Below are 19503 nucleotides of genomic sequence, written 5' to 3'. Positions count from 1 at the left end.
ACACCGCGCCTGGCACCCACGAGGAGAAACACCATGAAGACGAGCCACACCCTGATCGCCGTTCTGCTTGCTGTTGCTGGTACCGCTGCCTTCGCTCAGACCAACCCGGTCACACAGGTACAGCAAGACAATCAGCAGATCCACCAGGACAACCGCGACATCCGTCACGACAACCGCGATATCCGCCGCGACCGTGCAGACATCAGCGCAGACAAGGCCGCCCTGGCTGACGAGCGTGCTGAACGCAACGCCGCTCAACGCCGCGAAGACCGCGATCTGGCCAACGGCAACGTCAAGGGTGCTGAATACTGGAACAAACAGCGCGCGCAAGACCAGCACCAAGTCAACGCCGACCGCCGCGATCTGCACCAAGACCGCAAAGACCTGCACGCCGACGTCAAGGACCGCAACCACGACGTGCACGCACGCAACCACGAAGTGCACAAGCGCGACCACGACGCTTCGAAGATCTAAGATCTAACTCCAGCGTCGCCCCAAACAAAACGGCCCGTGCATCTCTCCGCACGGGCCGTTTTGTCGTTCAGTGACGCTGGTCTTAAATTTCGACCTTGGTCCCCAGCTCCACCACGCGGTTAGCGGGGATATGGAAGAAGTCCGAAGGCTTGGCGCCGTTCTGATGCATCCACGCAAACAGGCGCTCGCGCCACATCGACATCCCCGGCAGCTTGGACGGCACCACCGATTCACGCGCGATGAAGAATGACGTATCCATCAGTTCGCAGCGCGTGCCGATCTGCGGCTGGCCAAGTTCGAGCACGCGGTACACGTCCGGCGTTTCCTTGAAGCCATATTCGGCCTTGACGATGTAGATGCCGCCGCCTAGATCGCGCACGGTCACGCGGTGCTTGTCATCCACGTACGGAATGTCGCGCGTGACGAAGCTGATGAAGATCACACGCTCGTGCAGCACGCGGTTGTGCTTCAGGTTATGCAGCAGCGACACCGGCACAAAGTCGGTATTGCCAGTCAGGAACACCGCCGTGCCTTCCACGCGATGCGGCGGATGGGCCATCAGGCCTGCCAGGAATGGCTCCAGCGGAATGCCGTCTTCCAGGCTGCGCGCGCGCAGCAGCTTCTTGCCCTTGTACCAGGTCATCAGCAGGAAGAACACGCCAGCACCCAGCATCAGCGGGAACCAGCCGCCGTCACGAATCTTCAGCAGGTTGGCCGCAAAGAACGCCAGGTCGACCACCAGGAAGCCCAGGATCACCAGCGTCACCAGCACCGTGTTCCAGCGCCACACCGAGCGCATCACCACCGCCGCCAGCACCGTGGTGATGACCATCGTGGTCGTCACGGCAATACCATAGGCCGCAGCCAGGTTGTCGGACTTCTTGAACGCCAGCACCACGCCAATCACCAGAATCAGCAGCATCCAGTTGACCATCGGCACGTAGATCTGGCCGATCTCGGCTTCCGACGTATAACGGATACGCATGCGCGGCACGAAACCCAGCTGAATCGCTTGGCTCGTCAGTGAGAACGCGCCCGAAATCACGGCCTGTGAGGCAATGACCGTGGCGGCCGCCGCCAGCACCACCATCGGCAGTTGCAGCGCCTCCGGCACGGAGCGGTAGAACGGGTTCTCGATCGTGCTCGGATCGGTCAGCATCATGGCGCCCTGGCCGAAGTAGTTCAGCAGCAGGCTCGGTGCGACGATAAAGAACCAGCCCCAGCGGATCGGACGCGCACCGAAGTGGCCCATGTCCGCGTACAGCGCCTCGGCGCCGGTCAGCACCAGAAACACGGAGCCCAGCACGATGAACGCCTGCAGCGCGTGGTCATGCAGGAACGAAATCGCATACATCGGGTTGATGGCCACCAGAATCTGGGGGGCCTTCACCAGGTTCATCAGGCCCAGCGCCGCCAATGCAGCAAACCACACCAGCATCACGGGCCCAAACAGCTTGCCGACCACCGATGTTCCGCTGCGCTGGATCAGGAACAGCGCTGTCAGGATCACCAGGGTGATCGGCAACACAAACGGCGACAGCGCGGGCGCCGCGATCTCCAGGCCCTCCATGGCTGAGAGCACAGAGATAGCCGGCGTGATCACTGCATCGCCATAAAACATGCACGCCCCGAAAACGCCAAGCATCATCAGCAGCGACATGCGCTTGGAATTCGGATTGGCCGTGCGCAGCGACAGCGCCATCAGCGCCAGGATGCCGCCTTCGCCGTTGTTGTCGGCGCGCATGACGAACAGTACGTACTTGAGCGACACGACGATCACCATCGCCCAGAAGAGCATCGAAATGATGCCGAGTACCGCGGTGTTGGAGAACGGAATGCCGTGCTCCGGATTGAACGCTTCCTTGAGCGAGTACAGTGGGCTGGTCCCGATGTCGCCGAACACCACACCGACCGCACCGATCACCATGGCACGCAGGTTGACGTTGGTCTTGGGGGGGACCCCTGCTGCTGTAAGAGCTTGACTCATGCGCTTGTAAATCGGCCGAAGTACTGGCCGCTCAAAAAATAGTGCAATGCACAATGAGGGCGGATTGTACCCTGCGTCTTTCTTACGCCAACCCCTCAAACGGGCAATCGTTGCCGCGCTGCATCAGGACAAATCCCCCCTTGCCATTGGCGTTTTGGAGGCGATTGCAGCAAATCACACCGGCAAACAGCCGTTTGACATTTGCAACGGAAACCCGCGCAAAGCCAAGCGCTACGCACCTTGTTGCCGGGTCAGGCGTGCTGTACCGCACATAGCCAAACGTAGGACAGCGGCGGACAGAACTTTGTAGGAGAATGACCGACAAAGCTGAATTGCAAATTCCTTTGCCAGACCGCCCGGACGGCGGCGCGGCACTCCCTGAACAAGGTCGGGCCTTGTCCTATTCATCCATCCGCATCTGGGGACGCACGCAAACCGCATTGGCCGCACTGATCGTGCTGCTGGTCGTGGCTGGGGTGTTGTTCGCCATTCCCCGCGTGATCCTGCCCTGGGCGCAGTCGGCATTCGAGCAGCGTCTCGATCCGGCGGTGTGGGCGGACTACACCGGCCCGTACGACATGGCGGCGGCCGTAGTGGCCGTCAGCGCCATCGTCATCTACCTGACCCGACGCTAGGACCGGTTGACAAGGTTTTAGCGCGCCAGCGCGCGGGCACACTCCGCCACCAGCGACGGACCGCGATAGATTAACCCGGTATAGAGCTGCACAAGCTGTGCGCCAGCGTCGATCTTTTCGCGCGCGTGCTCGCCCGCCAAGATGCCGCCCACGCCGATAATCGGTACAGCATCGCCCAGCAAACCACGCAACGCGCGAATCACTCGCGTCGATCCTTCACGTACCGGCTGACCCGACAGGCCGCCCGCCTCTTCCGCATGGGCCAGGCCACTCACGGCTTCGCGGCTGATCGTCGTATTGGTGGCGATCACGCCATCCATCTTGTGGCGCAGCAAGGCATCGGCCACATTGGCGATCTGGTCGTCGTCCAGGTCCGGTGCGATCTTCAGTGCCACCGGCACGTAGCGCTTGTGCTGATCAGCCAGTCGCTGCTGTGCATCGCGCAACGTACCGAGCAGGCTGTCGAGTTCGCTCGCGCCCTGGAGCTGGCGCAGGTTCTTCGTATTCGGCGACGAGATGTTCACCGTCACATAGCTGGCGTGCGGATACACGCGCTCCAGGCAATGCAGGTAATCGTCGACGGCGCGGTCGATCGGGGTATCAGCGTTCTTGCCGATGTTCAGGCCGAGCACGCCACCTGCCTCACGCCACTTCGATGCCTTCACGTTATTGATGAACGCATCGACGCCGCCATTGTTGAAGCCCATGCGGTTGATCAGCGCGTTCGCGGCCGGCAAGCGGAACATGCGTGGGCGCGGGTTGCCTGGCTGTGCGCGCGGCGTGACCGTGCCCACCTCGATAAAGCCGAAGCCGAGCGCGCCAAGCGCATCAATATAGGCGCCGTCCTTGTCTAGGCCGGCAGCCAACCCAACCGGGTTCGGAAACGTCACGCCCATCACCGTGCGCGGTTGCGGCGCAATGCGCGCGCCAATGCAACTGGAGAATCCCATCGCATGCGCCCGCTTGAGCTGGCTCAACGTAAAGTGGTGCGCGTCTTCGGGGTCCATCGAAAACAGCAGCGGGCGGGCAAGCGGGTACAGGGCGTTGAGCACGATCAGAGTCAGGAGAAGAACGCGAAAGGCCGCATTGTAAACGCGGCGGACGCACTGCCATGCATCGTGTGCGCCGCATTCGAACGCCACGATGTTCGATGAGTCTAAGTACCAAGTGTGGATTGACGTTGCAGGCACATCGCACGCGCATCACGCACCACCAAGATGCCGATTGCACGAGAAAGATGTTGCGTCGCCGCAGGGATTTCGATATAGTCTCGTTCTTCGACGGACGCGGGGTGGAGCAGTCTGGCAGCTCGTCGGGCTCATAACCCGAAGGTCGCAGGTTCAAATCCTGCCCCCGCAACCAGCCAGAAAGTCGAACGTGTTTTTTACGGACGCGGGGTGGAGCAGTCTGGCAGCTCGTCGGGCTCATAACCCGAAGGTCGCAGGTTCAAATCCTGCCCCCGCAACCAACGACAAAAGTCGAACGGCTCGCTCCAAGACCTGGGCCAAATAAGAAACACTGCAGCAAAGCCCGCACTAGCGGGCTTTTTGCTTTTCTACGCGTTGCCGCATTCCACAAGTCAGTCGATACCCCGCCCCACACGGGACCGCGCCACCTCGGTGATACACTGAGATATTCCACCTGCCTGAGTGCTCATGGTTCCCATGAAATTCTGTTCCAACTGCGGCCAGCCAGTCGTCTCGCGCATTCCCGCCGGCGACAACCGACTGCGCGACGTTTGCGATCACTGCAATACAATTCACTACGTGAATCCGCGCAACGTGGTCGGCACCGTGCCCGTGTGGAACGATCAGGTCCTGCTGTGCAAACGTGCCATCGAGCCGCGCTACGGTTTCTGGACCTTGCCCGCGGGCTTCATGGAAATTGGTGAGACCACCGCGCAAGCCGCCGAGCGCGAAACGCAGGAAGAAGCCGGCGCCCGCATCGAGATCGGTGAACTGTATTCGGTGCTGAACGTGCCGCACGTGCACCAGGTGCACCTGTTCTACCTAGCCAGACTAAGCGATCTCGATTTCGCACCGGGCGAGGAAAGCCTGGAAGTCGCGCTCTTCAATGAAGCCGACATCCCCTGGGACGACCTCGCCTTCCCGACCGTCATCCATACGCTTCGCTGCTTCTTTGCCGACCGCGCTGCAGGCAAACTGACCGACGGCAGCTTCCGCCTCCACACGCTGGACATCTACAAGCCAATGCGCTCGGCCACGGTCGACACACCGGCCACGACGTCGTAATCCAGCCTCAACATTTCTCCGCATCATGATCGCCTGGCTGGATCCACACGATCCCTTCCCGCCGGTCGATCGCGCACTCGGGCCGGAGTCGGAGGCGCCGGGGTTGCTCGCCGCCAGCTCGGATCTCTCACCGCAGCGGCTGCTGATTGCGTATCGGCAAGGCATCTTTCCGTGGTACGCGCAGGGCCAGCCGGTACTGTGGTGGAGCACCGATCCGCGCATGGTGCTGCGCCCGGAAGACTTTCGCGTATCGACCACATTCCGCAAGACGCTGCGCCGAGTGCTCGACGATCCGGCATGGGAAATCCGCATCGACCATGGTTTTCGCGAGACGATGGTTGCGTGCGCCACCACCGCACGCCCGGGCCAGCACGGCACGTGGATCACCGAAGACGTGATCCAGGCGTATACCGCTCTGCACCGCCGCGGCTATGCCCACAGTGTCGAGACCTGGTATGCCGGCAAGCGTGTGGGCGGTCTGTACGGCGTGTCATTGGGCCGCATGTTCTACGGTGAATCCATGTTCGCCCACCGTACCGACGCCTCGAAAATCGCCTTGGCAGCACTGTGCGCCTTCCTCGGCAGTCAGGGCGTCGCGATGATAGACTGCCAGCAGGAGACCGAACATCTGGCGTCGCTGGGAGGAGCCCCGGTGCCGCGCGCAGCGTTTCTCGCGCATGTGCGGGAAGCGGCCAATGCGCCGGCCATCGTGCCGTGGCACTTCGACAAATCCGTGCTTCGTCGATGGACCGTGCGCAATGAGCAAGCTTAAGGAACTTCCTCTCTCGGCATTGCAGTTCTATGCCACCGCGCCTTACGCATGCAGCTACCTGGATGGCCGCTTAGCGCGTTCGCAGGTCGCCACGCCGGCGCACCTGATCAATGCGGACGTCTACTCGAAGCTCGTGCGCGCCGGATTCCGGCGCAGCGGCATCTTCACGTATCGCCCCCACTGTGACGACTGCCATGCGTGCACGCCCTGTCGCGTCGTGGTCGATCAGTTTTCGCCTTCGCGCACGCAACGTCGCGCGGCGGAGCGCCATCAGTCGCTCGAGGCGTTGGTCGCCCCGCTCACCTATGTCGAAGAGCACTACCAGCTCTACCTGCTTTACCAATCCGTCCGCCATGCAGGCGGTGGCATGGACCACGACAGCCGCGACCAGTATGAGCAGTTCCTACTGCAAAGTCGGGTGAATTCGCGTCTGGTGGAGTTTCGCGAGCCGCCCGAATCGCCATCGGCGGGCAAGCTGCGCATGGTAAGCATGATCGACGTGCTGGAAGACGGCCTCTCGTCCGTCTACACGTTCTACGATCCGATGGAGCACAAGGCGAGCTACGGAACGTACAACGTGCTCTGGCAGATCGCCCAGGCGCAGGCGTTGGACCTGCCCTACGTCTATCTCGGCTACTGGATCGAACAGAGCCGCAAGATGGCCTACAAGGCCTTGTTCCAGCCGTTAGAATTGCTGGTCAATGGGGAGTGGCGGCGGTTTGAGGACGTGGCACCGGCCACGGAGTGAAACTCAGCGGGAGGTTCGCTCAATCCCAGCATCGATCACGCCGTATGCGCTGATATTGGAGCTCTGGCTGTATTGCTCGCGCGAAGTCGTGCAACCACCCAGCGTGGCACCCACGCATACCAATCCCACCGCCCACAGCACAGCACGTTTCCATCCAGTCATTCGGTTCATGGGGTCAACTCCTCTCAGGGCGTGGCTGTGAGCCGCTCGGCCAGCACCGTGTTGTACGCGCGGATCATCCCCGGGATCAGGAACACGTCCACCAGAACCCACAACCCGCCGATGACAGCCAGCACCCAGCCGGCCGTATTGCCCATATCGCGAAACGCCAGCCAGGTTCCGCCAATGTTGGCGACCGCCTGCGCAATGCCACTGCCCGGCCGCTTCACGTAGAAACGATGTGCCCCCAGAAAGCCCAGCAGGAACCACCAGAGGTAGGCGACGCCCGCGGTCTTCTTCTGGGCGTCGTACAGCATGATTTCGCGGGCAGTTTCGTTCATAGGGGCGGCAAACGTGTCGGTTTTCGATCAGACAGTCACGCGACTCGTGCGTTCCATGTCTCGTATCGATTACATGCTGGAGAGCTTGGCCTCGGCCTTGTCTGCCCACAGGCGCATTTCGGCGAGCAGCGATGCCGGCGAGAACGAGCAACTCTCCTCACTGAACGACACGGCCATGTCCAGCCGCTGCAGCATCGACCGGCGAACCTGATCGTATGCCGGCGGCAGCACTGCCAGCGGCGCGAGTGTGGCCTCATCGCGCCAGTACTTGAGCAAGCGCGGAATGTCAGGCGACTGCGCGTGGCGATCCAGCGCGTCGCGCAGCGTTTGCAGGGATTCAGTAGCGGTCATGCACGCGCCCTCTTTTCACGATACAGCTCACGGAATGTCTTACCGGCGGGCGCCGGCATGTCTCGTGTATCCGTCCAGCCCTTGCCGACCGGCAGCGAATGGATCAGCTTCTTGTCGCCGCCCATCCAGCGCAGCACACGTGCCGCAACCCACGTACCCGCTGAATACAGTGCCGGCCGCCGCGCCATGAAGCCCCACACGCGCAAGCCGAAACGCTCGGATTGCGGGCGCAGTTCGCGCTCCATCTGCTTCTCGCGCAGCGTGCGCAGCAGGTCCGACAAGGGAATCGATGCTGGGCAGACGCGATTACATTCGCCGCACAGCGTGGCAGCCTGCGGCAAATCGAGCGCATTGGACAAACCGACGTAGCTCGGCGTCAGCACACTGCCCATCGGGCCTGGATACACCCAGCCATACGCGTGCCCACCGATCTTCTGATAGACCGGGCAATGGTTCATGCACGCGCCGCAACGAATACAGCGCAGCATCTCCTGGAACTCACCGCCAATCAGGCCACTGCGTCCACCATCGACGATGACGAAGTACATGTGCTCAGGGCCGTCTTTCTCGCCGGGCGCGCGCGGGCCGGTCAACAACGAGAAGTAGTTCGAGATGGCCTGCCCCGTGGCCGAGCGCGGCAACAGGCGCATCACGGTCGCCAGATCTTCGAGCGTCGGCAGCACCTTCTCGATACCCGTCACGGCAACGTGCACGCGCGGCATGATCGTGCACATGCCTTCGTTGCCTTCGTTGGTGACGATGGCCACCGAGCCCGTCTCGGCAATGATGAAGTTACCGCCCGTCAAGCCCATGTCGGCGGACAGAAACTCAGGCCGCAGCACTTCGCGCGCCTCGCGCGTCATCTCAGGAATATCGGTCAGGCGCGGCTTGTTGTGCGTCTTGGCAAAGAGGTCGGCAATCTCCTCCTTATCCTTGTGCACCACCGGCGCGATGATGTGCGACGGCGGCTCGCTGTCGTTGATCTGAAGGATGTATTCACCCAGATCCGTTTCGATACTTTGCACGCCCATCTCGCCGAGCACCTGGTTCAGGCGCATCTCTTCAGTCACCATCGACTTGCTCTTGATGACCTTCTTCACCTCGTGCTTGCGGGCGATTTCCGCCACCAGGCGAGCGGCATCGGCCGTCGTTTCGGCAAAGAGCACCTTGGCGCCACGGCGCGTAGCCTCAGCTTCGAAGGTAGCAAGCCAGACATCGAGGTTCTCCAGCGCGCGGTTTCGGCGCTCTTTCAACGCCTCGCGCGTGGCCGGGAAATCAATCTCCTGGATGGCCGCCGCGCGTGCGGTGACGAACTTGGTCGAGAGCTTGGTGAGATTCTGCTGTAGGCGCTTGTCGGCAAGCTTCTGCCCGGCACGCGCCTTGAATTCCATGCTGCGGACTTGCATGCGATTGCGTCTCCGTCGTGTTTTTGGTGCTCAAGCGTCGCCGGCAAGGACCTGCGCGATATGCAGCACACGCGTGTTCGTATCGCCTGTGCGGCGCAGTCGGCCTTCGATGTTGAGCATGCACCCAACATCGCCGAGCACCACGGCATCAGCGCCGCTGGCCTTGATGTTGGCGCACTTCTCGTCGGCGATGGCGGTGGAGATGTCACCGTACTTGATCGAGAACGTGCCGCCGAAGCCGCAACACGCCTCGCACGCCGGCATCTCAGTCAGTTGCACGCCGGGTAGTTTGCCGAGCAGTTCGCGCGGCTGTGTCTTTACACCCAGCTCGCGCAGGCCCGAGCAGGAATCGTGATACGTGACGTGGCCCTTGAACTCGGAATCAAGCGATTCGATACGCGCGACGTTGACAAGGAAATCGGTCAGTTCGTGCACGCGGGGGGCGAGGCGCTCATAGCGGCCGGCAAGCTCCGGATCATCGCGAAAGAGATCGGCGTAACCCTTGCGGATCATGCCACCGCACGAGCCGGACGGGATGACCACGTAGTCGAACTGTTCGAATTCCTTGAGCGTTTTCTCTGCCAGATCGCGCGCCAGCGGGCGATCACCCGAGTTGTAGGCAGGCTGGCCGCAGCACGTCTGTGCGGGCGGCACCACCACGTCGTAACCGGCCTTTTCCAGCAGCTTGAGCACCGAAAAACCGATGTCAGGCCGCATCAGATCAACCAGGCAAGTGACGAACAGTCCTACGCGCATGGGGAGTCTCTTGTGTTCTTGGAAGCCGCCATTATGCGCCCGACGCCCAGCCAGCGCGGGTTTTCAGGCAATGAACTTCTTCATGCCGATGGTGAGTGCGCTTCACGATGCCCTCTCAAGCACAACGCAAGCGCGACCGAGAATGCCCTCGAAAATATCCGGAATCACGCATCCGGATGGTGCGCATTTTCACATCGTGGGATAAAATTTTGCATCGCATCCGCACCCATTCCTGCACCCATGGCAGAAGCAGACAAGGACCCCGGTAAGACGTCCATTCAGGTCATCGAACGCATGATGATGCTGCTCGACGCGCTGGCCGAGCACGCTGACCCAGTCAGCCTGAAAGCGCTGTCCGCCAGCACCGGCTTGCACCCATCCACCGCGCACCGCATCCTGAACGACATGGTGGCTTGCCGCTTTGTCGATCGCTCCGACCCCGGCAGCTATCGCCTCGGCATGCGCCTGTTGGAGCTTGGCAATCTGGTCAAGGCCCGCCTGTCGGTACGTGAGGCCGCGCTGACGCCCATGCGCGCGCTGCACCGCCTGACCGGTCAGACCGTCAACCTGTCCGTACGCCAGGGCGATGAGATCGTCTACATCGAACGCGCCTACTCGGAGCGCTCGGGCATGCAGGTCGTGCGCGCCATCGGCGGCCGCGCGCCGCTGCATCTGACCTCGGTCGGCAAGCTGTTCCTCGCTGCCGATGAGATCGGCCGCGTGCGAGCCTATGCCACGCGCACCGGCCTGTCTGGCCATACGCGTACGTCGATTACCGATCTGCCCAAGCTTGAGCGCGAACTGAACTGGGTACGCACCAACGGTTACGCACGTGACAACGAAGAGCTGGAACTGGGCGTGCGCTGTATCGCTGCAGGCATCTACGATGATTCGCGCCGGCTGGTGGCGGGCCTGTCGCTGTCCGCACCGGCAGACCGGCTGCAGGACAGCTGGCTCGACAACCTCAAGGACACCGCCCTGCAAATCTCCAAGGGTATGGGCTACACCTATGACGAGGAGCCGGTGCGCGCAGAATGAGCGCCGGTTTTTACCCAACAAAAAAGCGCGTTCGATGACGCGCTTTTTTGTTGGGTGATCAGACTGCGACTCAAGCGCCGCGCTGCTCCGAAGCCAGCACCGTCGCCGCCGGTTGCGTCGACACAGGCACATTGCGCAGCGGCGCAGCAGCTTGCGTAGCTGCCTCGACATGCGGATTGCGCTCCAGCCAGTTGCGCACGCGCGTGGCATCCGCAAAACGCGTCAGGTTGCCGGCCGAATCCAGGAACACCATCACCACATTGCGGCCATGCACGTTGGCCTGCATCACCAAGCAGCGGCCTGCCTCGTTGATGAAGCCGGTCTTCTGCAGACCGATGTCCCATTCGCCGCCACGTACCAGGCGGTTGGTGTTCACGTAGTGCAGCGAGCGACCATTGGCGTTAACCGTGTGCTCGGTCGTCGTCGTGAACTGGCGGATGGTCGGCACCTTGTAAGCCGCAACGACGATCTTGGCCAGATCCTGCGCGCTCGACACGTTGCTGCTCGACAAGCCGTTCGAATCGACGTAATGCGTGTCGTTCATGCCCAGCTCATGCGCCTTGCGGTTCATGGCGGCAACGAACGCCGGACGGCCGCCCGGATAGTTGCGGCCCAGCGCCGAAGCTGCACGGTTCTCCGACGACATCAGCGCCAGCAGCAGCAGGTCTTCACGCGTGAGCATCGTACCGAAACGCAGACGCGAGCTGGTGTTGCGCTCGTAGTCGCGATCGTCATCGGTAATTTCAAGCAGCTCGTCCATCGGCTGGTGCGCTTCGGTCACGACCAGCGCGGTCATCAGCTTGGTGATCGAGGCGATCGGCAGCACGGCAGCCGAATTCTTCTGGAACAGGACTTCACCGGTGTTCTGGTCCATCACCAGCGCGACTGACGAACGCAGCGCCAGTGCATCCGGCGTGGCACGCAGGCCCATCGCTTCGCCCAGCGTCGGGCTCGCCGGCACAAAGGCTGCACGCACCGGGCGAGCACCGCGCTCAACCACGATCACGCGACGTTTGCCCTTGACGGTCACGACCTTGCGGACTTTGGTGGTGGCAGTGTCATCGTTGCTGGCAGCCGCAACCTTGGCGCCGGCTTTCTTGCTGGCGACAGTCTTGCCTTTGGATTTGGCTTTCTTGCTGGCGGCGGGCTTTTTGTCGGCGGTGGCAGCGTTGGCCACGGAGGCGACGGAAACGGCGGCGAGCGCGACAGTCATCAGCGAAGCTAGGCCGAGACGTCGGAAAAATGAGGAAACAGACCGTGACATGATTCGATCACCCGCGCGTGAGATGGCGCAAGTGTAGGCAAAAACAAAATTCTTAGCAAGATGAAGGACTTAGCTCACAGCCTTAAAGTTTGACCTCTGGAGCCTTATCATTCAGACATCATTTCGACGCAATTCCCTGCTACGGCAGGCCACAATTTGCGAAGAAAGTTGCGCATAGGGCACTTTCTGAGTCACGCGTCAAAACGTATTGCGAAGGCTCCAGAACAGAGCACTTCATCCCGCTCGAATTCCCACCTGGATGGTGACAATCACGGTTTACAACGTCGTCCAACACTTCCTCACAATGCGCCCGCGCTTACACGCCGACTGCATGATGGAAGTCTAACGACGCACCAGCCATATTTGGTGACATAACTGAACGACTTTTTAGTCTCTATTCGCTCCTTGCGCGAAGATGTGCGCGAATCACGGCGCGTAGACGTGTCAATCGAAGAAGCGAGTGAACTCGGAGACAGGTGCTCGCTCGGTGACGAGCGTGTTTTCGATGGCGGACCGGTCTGCATACCCCATCGACATACCGCACACGACCATTTCGTCATCAGGCAACGCCAGGTGCGCTTTGATGATTCGATGGAATTGCGTGAAGGCCGCTTGCGGACACGTATCGATGCCGCGTGCACGTGCCGCCACCATCACGGCCTCGAGGAACATGCCGTAGTCGAGCCAGCTGCCTTGCTCCATCACGCGATCGATGCTGAAGATGAGGCCGACGGGCGCATCGAAGAAGCGAAAGTTACGCGCGTGCTGTGCATGCATGCGCTCCTTCTCTGCACGGCCGATGCCGAGCAGGCTGTATAGGTCCCAACCCACTTTCCGCCGGCGGCTTTGATACGGATCGACCCACGTGCGCGGGTAGTACGGATACTCCTCGCGATGCGGCGTATCGACCTCCGGATGATCGTATGCAGCCAGTACGGATTCCGACAGCCGCGCCTTCGACTCGCCCGTCAGCACGTAGACCTTCCATGGCTGCGTATTACTGCCTGAAGGTGCACGGCGCGCGACATCCAGAATGGCTTCGATGTCCTCGCGCGCAACCGGCTTGGGCAGGAACGCGCGAATCGAACGGCGCGACGTGATGGCTTGGTCGACGAGCTCGACCTCGGTAGGGCTGGGGCGTCGATCGCTCATGACAAGGCAGGTAACTCAGGCGGTGATGTTGGCGACCAACGGTTCGAGCACGGCGCGCAACGCCTCTGGCAGCGGCACCGGACGGCGCGTTTCACGATCGACGTAGACGTGTACAAAATGCCCTTGCGCTGCTGCCTCATGCGCATCGCCTCGGAACAACCCCACCTCATAGCGCACGCTGGTGTTGCCCAGGCGCGCAACGCGCAAGCCGGCGACCACCGGATCGGGAAACGACAGCGGCGCGAAGTAATTGCACTGTGTTTCGATGACGAGGCCGATGGTGTCGCTGCGTTCGGGATTTAGAACGCCCTGCTCGATCAGGTAGGCGTTCACCACGGTGTCGAAGTAGCTGTAGTAGACGACGTTGTTGACGTGGCCGTAGACGTCGTTGTCCATCCAGCGTGTGGTGATGGTGTGGAAGTGGCGGTAATCGTCGCGCGTCTGTCGGGGCGTGCTCATGCTGGCGTGCGCTCTGAAGATTGGAAAACTACGAGGATACGCCAGCCGGTTTCAAGTCAGCGGCGCTTACTTGCGGATCACCAGCGCCACACCGCACGCAGCGATCACCATGCCGAGTGCGGCCAGCGGCGGAAAGCGCTCGCCAAAGAGCGCCCAGGCCATCACCGCAGTCGTGGGCGGCGTCAGGTAAAGCAGCGACGTCACCTTGGTCGCCGCGCCCTTGCGGATCAGCACGAACAGCAGCGAGATTGCACCGATGGACAGCGCCAGCACGGACCACACTAGCGAGCCGATCATCTGCGCAGTCCAGTGCACCTCGCGCGTCTCGAACAGGAACATGAACGGCAGGCACAGCAGCGCCGACGCGCCGAACTGAACGCATGCCCCCATGCGTAAATCAAACACCGGGCAATGGCGCTTCTGATATAGCGTGCCAATCGTGATCGACAGCAGCGCGCCCACGCACAGCGTCAGCGTCGTCACGCCCACGCCGGCCAAGTGCAGCTTGTTCGCCACCACCAACCCCACCCCGGCGATACCGCACAGCAGACCCAGCCACTGGCGGCCCGTTACGCGCTCGCCGCGCATGGATACATACAAGGCCGTGAGAATCGGCTGCATGCCGACAATCAGCGCCGTCATGCCCGCCGGCATGCCCAGCTTGACTGCCGCCCACACGCCAGCCAGGTAGCCCCACTGCATCAGCACACCCGCGACAGCGAGGTGGCCGACGGTTGCCCAATCGACTTCCTTCGTGCCCGCGCGGCGCGGCAGCGGCACCCGCGCCAACCACACGAGCGGCAGCAGGCACACCAGCACACCAACAAATCTAAGGAAAAGGAAGGTGATCGGCTCGGCGTACGGCATGCCGTACTTGGCCACGATAAAGCCCGTGCTCCAGATCAGCACGAACAGCCACGGCATGGCGGCCACGAACAGGGAATCGCGGGCCGGCACAGGCGCTGCGGAATACGCTTGGGTCATACGGAAAGCGGAAGAGAGATCGATGCGGTGACAGCCTCGTCGCGTGCCGCCCAACGCCGTGCATGCCGGGCAGCCAGCGCGATCGTCTGCGCGTGGACGGCTACGGTGTCGTCGATATTGTTGCCATAGCCGCCCGCCATGGTAACGGCAATCGGAATCCGCCGTTGATATGCAAAATCGAACACCTGCTGGTCGCGTGCGGCCAGCCCTGCCATCGTCAGCTTGAGCCGCCCCAGGCGATCACCTTCGTGCGGATCGGCGCCAGCCAGGTAAATGATGAGGCTAGGCTTGAAGCGCCCGGCCAGGATGTCGAGCGCACCGGTCAGGGCTTCCAGATAGTCGTGATCGCCGCAGCCGTCGTGCAGGCCCACATCCAGGTCGGACGCCTCCTTGCGGAACGGGTAGTTCTTCTCACCATGCACCGACAACGTGAATACCGAGGCATCGTCGCGCAGGATCGACGCGGTGCCATTGCCCTGGTGCACATCCAGATCAACGATGGCGACGGGAAACTCTGCGGGCGCCCTGCCCGGCTGACGCTGCATCCAACGAGAAGCGATGGCCGCGTCGTTGAAGACACAAAAACCGGCGCCCTTGTCGGCATAGGCATGGTGCGTACCGCCCGCCAGATTGACGGCAACACCGTCGGTCATCGCGGCTTCACAAGCTGCCATCGTTGCGCCGGCGGACCGGCGGCTCCGCTCCACCATCTCCGGCGACCACGGAAAGCCGATTTCACGCTGACGCGCCGGATCCAGCTGGCCGGCACTCACCGCCTGGACATAATCAGGCGCATGCGCCAGCAGCAAAGCCTGGTCGTCGGCGCGCGGCGCTTCGTGCATCGCCAACCCGGGCACCTCGGTCAATACCCGCTCGCGTAACGCACTGTATTTACGCATCGGAAACCGGTGACCAGGGGGCAGCGGCAGCACAAAGTGATCGGTATAGAACGCTCGCATAAGAGATCACAAATAATTGCAGCGCAACAGAATTGGCGAACGGACGCATCCTAACCTAGGCTGCGACAGTATGTTTTTTGAGACGGAACTGCCATCAAAGGCATCCAGGCAAGTTCGTCGCGCACCAATAATGCGCATTCTTTTGCCACAAAAAGTTATGCCAAACGGTTTGTCGCGCAATTCCTGTGCACGAAAAATCAGCCGATTCTGATTTTTGTGCGATGCACAAAAGATGCTTGACACTGGTTTGACGTTCAACAACAATGGAATTGTTGCGATGCACCATCACTAAGCCATCGCGATGTCGCCTGGAAGGCCCGACGCAGACCGTCATGCTTTGTACATCTGGGCGATCTAAATTTTTGATTTTGATTCCCCCCGTCCACCTTGCATTGGAGAGACAACATGCTGACTCAGGAACAGATCGCTGCGGCGCACAAGGCCAACCTGGAAACCTTCTTTGGCCTGACCAACAAGGCTTTTGAAGGCGTCGAGAAACTGGTCGAACTGAACCTGCAAGTCGTCAAGGCTACCCTGGCCGAAAACGTCGAGCACGCCAAGAAGGCCCTCACCGCCAAAGACGCACAAGAACTGCTGTCGGTGCAAACCGCTGCCGTTCAGCCGCTGGCTGAAAAGGTTCTGGCTTACAGCCGCCACCTGTACGAAATCGCTTCGGACACGCAAACCGAATTCAGCAAGGCTGCTGAATCGCAGATCGCCGAAAACAGCCGCAAGCTGCAAGCGCTGGTCGACAACGTGTCGAAGAACGCCCCGGCTGGTTCGGAATCGGCTGTTGCCCTGGTGAAGTCGGCTCTGTCGGCCGCCAACAACGCGTACGACTCGGTCCAAAAGGCCACCAAGCAAGCTGTGGAACTGGCTGAAAGCAACTTCCACGCTGCTGCCAACGCTGCCAGCAAGGCAACCGCCCAAGCTTCGGCTCAAGCGCGTGCTGCCACCAGCAAGAAGACCACGACCGCTGCCTAATCGGTCTGAAGTTTTCTGCTCAAGCGGGCCTCCTTCGGGAGGCCCGTTTTGTTTTGGGCGCTCGAATCCATCCTCCAAACATATCGTTTGCGTGCATTTGCGCGGAACCGAAACGCGCGCCCAGCAGTCAATTCCACTGTGTTCGTTAGTTTGTCTCCTCGGTACCGCCAGAGAAAACCTGTCCTCAGTGGTGATCAGTGGGTACCTTTGACCCGGCCTCGGCCGGGTTTTTTGTGTGCGCTCGAATCGCCCCAGCGCTTCAAGCTGCGAACTTTTGTGGATGCCCGGCGCTCCATCCTATATTGCGGATTACCGCCCCAGCCCAACGCCGATGTCCCGCGAATCCCTGGTCAAACGCGGCCTGATCTTCCTGGCTGCGCTCATCCTGCTCTTCGAAGAATGGATCTGGAACGCCATGCTGCGGGCAACTGAGCGACTGGTGAGGCACCCGTGGGTCCAGGTCGCAGAGCGCAGGTTGGCCACGTTTGAGCCCATCGAGGCGCTGTGCGTATTTATCCTGCCGATGCTAGTGCTGTTGCCCTTCAAGCTGGCCGCCTTTTACGTGTTGGCGCGCGGCAAGGTAGTCGCAGGGACGCTGGTGCTGGTCTTGGCAAAAGTGGTCAGCACCGCGCTGGGCGCCCGTATCTACTACGTCGTCCGCCCGCAACTGCACACGATCGCGTGGTATCTCCGTTGGGAAACTGCGTTCCTGAACTGGAAGCGCCGCATGGTCACCGCACTGCGCGCCACGCCAACATGGCAAACCCTGCAAGCACGCATTGCCATCTGGCGGGCGCATCGCCATGGGCTGATGCGGTTGGCTTGGCGGCGGCTGACCGCAACGCTGCGCTTACTACGCCGGCATCGTCGCCGCGCCGAACCCCGGCACTGAGCCGTCCCGCGTACAAACAAGAAGGGCCGCCCAATTGAGCGGCCCTTCCCGTTTTGCCGGCTTAGTCTTTGGGTTGCCCTAAAAACAAGACGGTTAATTGCAGATCAGCGCTTACGAGCGGGCGGCACATCCGTGCAAACACCTTCGTAGATCTCCGCTGCCATGCCCACCGACTCACCCAGCGTCGGGTGCGGGTGGATGGTCTTGCCGATGTCGACGGCGTCCGCGCCCATCTCGATGGCCAAGCAGACTTCGCCGATGAGGTCGCCCGCATGCGTGCCGACAATGCCGCCGCCGATGATGCGGTGCGTTTCCTCGTCGAAGATCAACTTCGTGAAGCCTTCGTCGCGGCCGTTGGCAATCGCGCGGCCCGAAGCAGCCCAGGGGAACACGCCCTTGCCGTACTTGATGCCCTGCGCCTTGCACTGGTCTTCGGTCAGACCTGCCCAGGCCACTTCCGGATCGGTGTAGGCGACCGACGGAATCTGCTTGGCATCGAAGTACGCCTTCTCGCCATGCGCGGCTTCCGCAGCTACGTGGCCTTCGTGCACCGCCTTGTGCGCCAGCATCGGCTGACCGACGATGTCGCCGATCGCGTAGATGTGCGGCACGTTGGTGCGCTGCTGCTTGTCCACGTCGATGAAACCACGGTCGGTCACGGCCACGCCAGCCTTCTCGGCGCCGATACGCTTGCCGTTCGGGCTGCGGCCCACGGCCACCAGCACCAGGTCGTAGCGCTGCGGCTCGGCGGGTGCGGCTTCACCCTCGAACTTGACGTAGATACCGTCCGGCTTGGCTTCGACGCCGACCGTCTTGGTCTTGAGCATGACCTTGTCGAAGCGGCCCTTGTTCATCTTGTCCCACACCTTGACGAGGTCGCGGTCGGCGCCCTGCATCAGGCCGTCGAGCATTTCCACCACGTCGATGCGGGCGCCCAGCGTGCTGTACACCGTGGCCATTTCCAGGCCGATGATGCCGCCGCCGATCACCAGCATCTTGCCCGGCACCTGACGCAGCTCCAGCGCGCCGGTCGAATCGACGATACGCGGATCCTCTGGGATGAACGGCAGCTTTACGGCCTCGCTACCCGCGGCGATGATCGCCTTGGCGAAGCGGATGACCTTCTTTTCGCCGGTCACAGCCTTGCCTGCGCCATCCGTGACTTGCACTTCCAAGTGGTTCGGATCGAGGAACGTGCCGACGCCACGCACGACCTGCACTTTGCGCGACTTGGCCATGCCGGCCAGGCCGCCAGTCAGCTTGCCGATCACGGATTCCTTGTGCTTGCGCAGCAGGTCGATGTCGAGCTTCGGCTCGCTGTAGACGATGCCGTGTGCGGCCATCGCCTTGACTTCTTCCATCACGGCGGCCGTGTGCAACAGCGCCTTCGACGGAATGCAACCCACGTTCAGGCAGACGCCGCCCAGCGTGGAGAAGCGCTCGACCAGCACGGTATTCATGCCCAGATCGGCACTCCGGAAGGCTGCCGAATAACCACCCGGGCCGGAGCCCAGCACGAGCATGTCGCATTCGATGTCCGCGCCGCCGGCGTGCTTGGCGGCTTGCGGTGCGGGTGCCGATGCAGCCGGCGCGGCAGCAGGCGCTGCGGCAGGAGCCGGTGCTTGGGCCGGCGCCGCGGGTGCAGCAGCGGCGCCGGCTTCCGCCGTAGCGATCACCGTGCCTTGGCTGACCTTGTCGCCCACCTTGATCTTGACTTCGACAATCTTGCCGGCCACATCCGACGGCACATCCATGGTGGCCTTGTCGGTTTCCAGCGTGATCAGCGCCTGATCGACGGTGACGGCATCGCCCGCCTTCACCATCACTTCAATGACGTCCACGTCTTTGTAGTCGCCGATATCCGGCACCTTGATTTCCACCACGCTCATT

21 protein-coding genes and 2 tRNA genes are annotated in these 19503 nt (G+C 61.7%); 10 read left to right on the top strand and 13 right to left on the bottom strand.

Going from position 1 to position 19503, the window contains the following annotated elements; genetic code table 11:
- Nucleotides 1-33: 33 nt before the first annotated feature.
- On the top strand, nucleotides 34-474 hold the full coding sequence (locus tag F7R11_RS09660; RefSeq protein WP_064802908.1) for a hypothetical protein: 441 nt from the start codon (nucleotides 34-36) through the stop codon (nucleotides 472-474).
- 82 nt (nucleotides 475-556) lie between these two features.
- On the opposite strand, the gene F7R11_RS09655 is transcribed toward F7R11_RS09660, so the two are convergent.
- Nucleotides 557-2461, bottom strand: coding sequence for a potassium transporter Kup (locus tag F7R11_RS09655; RefSeq protein WP_031329288.1), 1905 nt, complete (start codon nucleotides 2459-2461; stop codon nucleotides 557-559).
- A gap of 395 nt (nucleotides 2462-2856) precedes the next feature.
- Here F7R11_RS09655 and F7R11_RS09650 point away from each other — a divergent pair, with 395 nt between their 5' ends.
- Nucleotides 2857-3096: a hypothetical protein gene (locus F7R11_RS09650; protein WP_031329289.1), complete on the top strand. Its 240-nt coding sequence runs from the start codon at nucleotides 2857-2859 to the stop codon at nucleotides 3094-3096.
- 17 nt (nucleotides 3097-3113) lie between these two features.
- On the opposite strand, the gene F7R11_RS09645 is transcribed toward F7R11_RS09650, so the two are convergent.
- A complete protein-coding gene (locus F7R11_RS09645) occupies nucleotides 3114-4148 on the bottom strand; it encodes a quinone-dependent dihydroorotate dehydrogenase (RefSeq protein WP_064806285.1) in 1035 nt (344 codons plus the stop codon).
- A 233-nt stretch (nucleotides 4149-4381) separates the two neighbouring features.
- Between F7R11_RS09645 and F7R11_RS09640 the strand changes: the two genes are divergently transcribed.
- The 5 genes from F7R11_RS09640 to F7R11_RS09620 all read left to right on the top strand — a co-directional run bounded on the left by F7R11_RS09640 (nucleotide 4382) and on the right by F7R11_RS09620 (nucleotide 6868).
- A tRNA-Met gene (locus F7R11_RS09640) sits at nucleotides 4382-4458 on the top strand.
- A gap of 29 nt (nucleotides 4459-4487) precedes the next feature.
- Nucleotides 4488-4564 (top strand) — tRNA-Met (locus F7R11_RS09635).
- Between the two features lie 196 nt (nucleotides 4565-4760).
- Nucleotides 4761-5348, top strand: a complete 588-nt coding sequence (locus F7R11_RS09630; RefSeq protein WP_064802907.1) for an NUDIX hydrolase — start codon at nucleotides 4761-4763, stop codon at nucleotides 5346-5348.
- Between the two features lie 25 nt (nucleotides 5349-5373).
- On the top strand, nucleotides 5374-6120 hold the full coding sequence (gene aat, locus F7R11_RS09625; RefSeq protein ID WP_064802905.1) for a leucyl/phenylalanyl-tRNA--protein transferase: 747 nt from the start codon (nucleotides 5374-5376) through the stop codon (nucleotides 6118-6120).
- Nucleotides 6107-6868, top strand: coding sequence for an arginyltransferase (locus F7R11_RS09620; protein ID WP_031329291.1), 762 nt, complete (start codon nucleotides 6107-6109; stop codon nucleotides 6866-6868). Before aat ends, F7R11_RS09620 begins: the two co-directional genes overlap by 14 nt.
- 3 nt (nucleotides 6869-6871) lie before the next feature.
- Here the strand turns inward: F7R11_RS09620 and F7R11_RS27005 are convergent, their stop codons facing one another.
- The 5 genes from F7R11_RS27005 to F7R11_RS09600 all read right to left on the bottom strand — a co-directional run bounded on the left by F7R11_RS27005 (nucleotide 6872) and on the right by F7R11_RS09600 (nucleotide 9881).
- Nucleotides 6872-7039 carry a hypothetical protein gene (locus tag F7R11_RS27005; protein WP_167317175.1) on the bottom strand — a complete coding sequence of 56 codons (168 nt, stop codon included), beginning with the start codon at nucleotides 7037-7039 and terminating at the stop codon, nucleotides 6872-6874.
- A 14-nt stretch (nucleotides 7040-7053) separates the two neighbouring features.
- Nucleotides 7054-7368 (bottom strand): TM2 domain-containing protein, encoded by a 315-nt coding sequence (locus F7R11_RS09615; protein WP_021194635.1) that lies wholly within the window; start codon nucleotides 7366-7368, stop codon nucleotides 7054-7056.
- 69 nt (nucleotides 7369-7437) lie between these two features.
- Complete coding sequence (locus F7R11_RS09610) at nucleotides 7438-7719, bottom strand: hypothetical protein (protein ID WP_064802903.1); 282 nt, start codon at nucleotides 7717-7719, stop codon at nucleotides 7438-7440.
- Complete coding sequence (locus tag F7R11_RS09605) at nucleotides 7716-9125, bottom strand: LutB/LldF family L-lactate oxidation iron-sulfur protein (RefSeq protein ID WP_064802901.1); 1410 nt, start codon at nucleotides 9123-9125, stop codon at nucleotides 7716-7718. Before F7R11_RS09605 ends, F7R11_RS09610 begins: the two co-directional genes overlap by 4 nt.
- 30 nt (nucleotides 9126-9155) lie before the next feature.
- Nucleotides 9156-9881 (bottom strand): (Fe-S)-binding protein, encoded by a 726-nt coding sequence (locus tag F7R11_RS09600; protein ID WP_021194638.1) that lies wholly within the window; start codon nucleotides 9879-9881, stop codon nucleotides 9156-9158.
- A gap of 240 nt (nucleotides 9882-10121) precedes the next feature.
- On the opposite strand from F7R11_RS09600, the gene F7R11_RS09595 reads away from it, so the two are divergent.
- A complete protein-coding gene (locus tag F7R11_RS09595) occupies nucleotides 10122-10919 on the top strand; it encodes an IclR family transcriptional regulator (protein WP_039597466.1) in 798 nt (265 codons plus the stop codon).
- A 70-nt stretch (nucleotides 10920-10989) separates the two neighbouring features.
- Here F7R11_RS09595 and pbpG read toward each other — a convergent pair whose 3' ends face one another.
- From pbpG to F7R11_RS09570, 5 genes are all read right to left on the bottom strand, one after another.
- On the bottom strand, nucleotides 10990-12183 hold the full coding sequence (pbpG, locus tag F7R11_RS09590) for a D-alanyl-D-alanine endopeptidase (protein WP_064802899.1): 1194 nt from the start codon (nucleotides 12181-12183) through the stop codon (nucleotides 10990-10992).
- Nucleotides 12184-12627: 444 nt separating this feature from the next.
- Nucleotides 12628-13335, bottom strand: coding sequence for a nitroreductase (locus F7R11_RS09585; protein ID WP_064802897.1), 708 nt, complete (start codon nucleotides 13333-13335; stop codon nucleotides 12628-12630).
- A gap of 15 nt (nucleotides 13336-13350) precedes the next feature.
- Complete coding sequence (locus F7R11_RS09580; protein ID WP_064802894.1) at nucleotides 13351-13794, bottom strand: acyl-CoA thioesterase; 444 nt, start codon at nucleotides 13792-13794, stop codon at nucleotides 13351-13353.
- Between the two features lie 66 nt (nucleotides 13795-13860).
- On the bottom strand, nucleotides 13861-14778 hold the full coding sequence (locus tag F7R11_RS09575) for a DMT family transporter (RefSeq protein ID WP_064802892.1): 918 nt from the start codon (nucleotides 14776-14778) through the stop codon (nucleotides 13861-13863).
- On the bottom strand, nucleotides 14775-15737 hold the full coding sequence (locus F7R11_RS09570) for a histone deacetylase family protein (RefSeq protein ID WP_064802890.1): 963 nt from the start codon (nucleotides 15735-15737) through the stop codon (nucleotides 14775-14777). Before F7R11_RS09570 ends, F7R11_RS09575 begins: the two co-directional genes overlap by 4 nt.
- 405 nt (nucleotides 15738-16142) lie before the next feature.
- On the opposite strand from F7R11_RS09570, the gene F7R11_RS09565 reads away from it, so the two are divergent.
- Nucleotides 16143-16721, top strand: coding sequence for a phasin family protein (locus F7R11_RS09565; protein ID WP_021194645.1), 579 nt, complete (start codon nucleotides 16143-16145; stop codon nucleotides 16719-16721).
- Nucleotides 16722-17052: 331 nt separating this feature from the next.
- Nucleotides 17053-17613: a hypothetical protein gene (locus F7R11_RS09560; protein ID WP_064802888.1), complete on the top strand. Its 561-nt coding sequence runs from the start codon at nucleotides 17053-17055 to the stop codon at nucleotides 17611-17613.
- A 104-nt stretch (nucleotides 17614-17717) separates the two neighbouring features.
- Here F7R11_RS09560 and lpdA read toward each other — a convergent pair whose 3' ends face one another.
- Nucleotides 17718-19502, bottom strand: a complete 1785-nt coding sequence (gene lpdA / locus F7R11_RS09555; protein ID WP_064802886.1) for a dihydrolipoyl dehydrogenase — start codon at nucleotides 19500-19502, stop codon at nucleotides 17718-17720.
- Nucleotide 19503: the final 1 nt, after the last annotated feature.

This window comes from Ralstonia insidiosa, from assembly GCF_008801405.1.
GTDB classification, from domain to species: domain Bacteria; phylum Pseudomonadota; class Gammaproteobacteria; order Burkholderiales; family Burkholderiaceae; genus Ralstonia; species Ralstonia insidiosa.
This window is presented reverse-complemented; position numbering and strand designations above follow the sequence as displayed.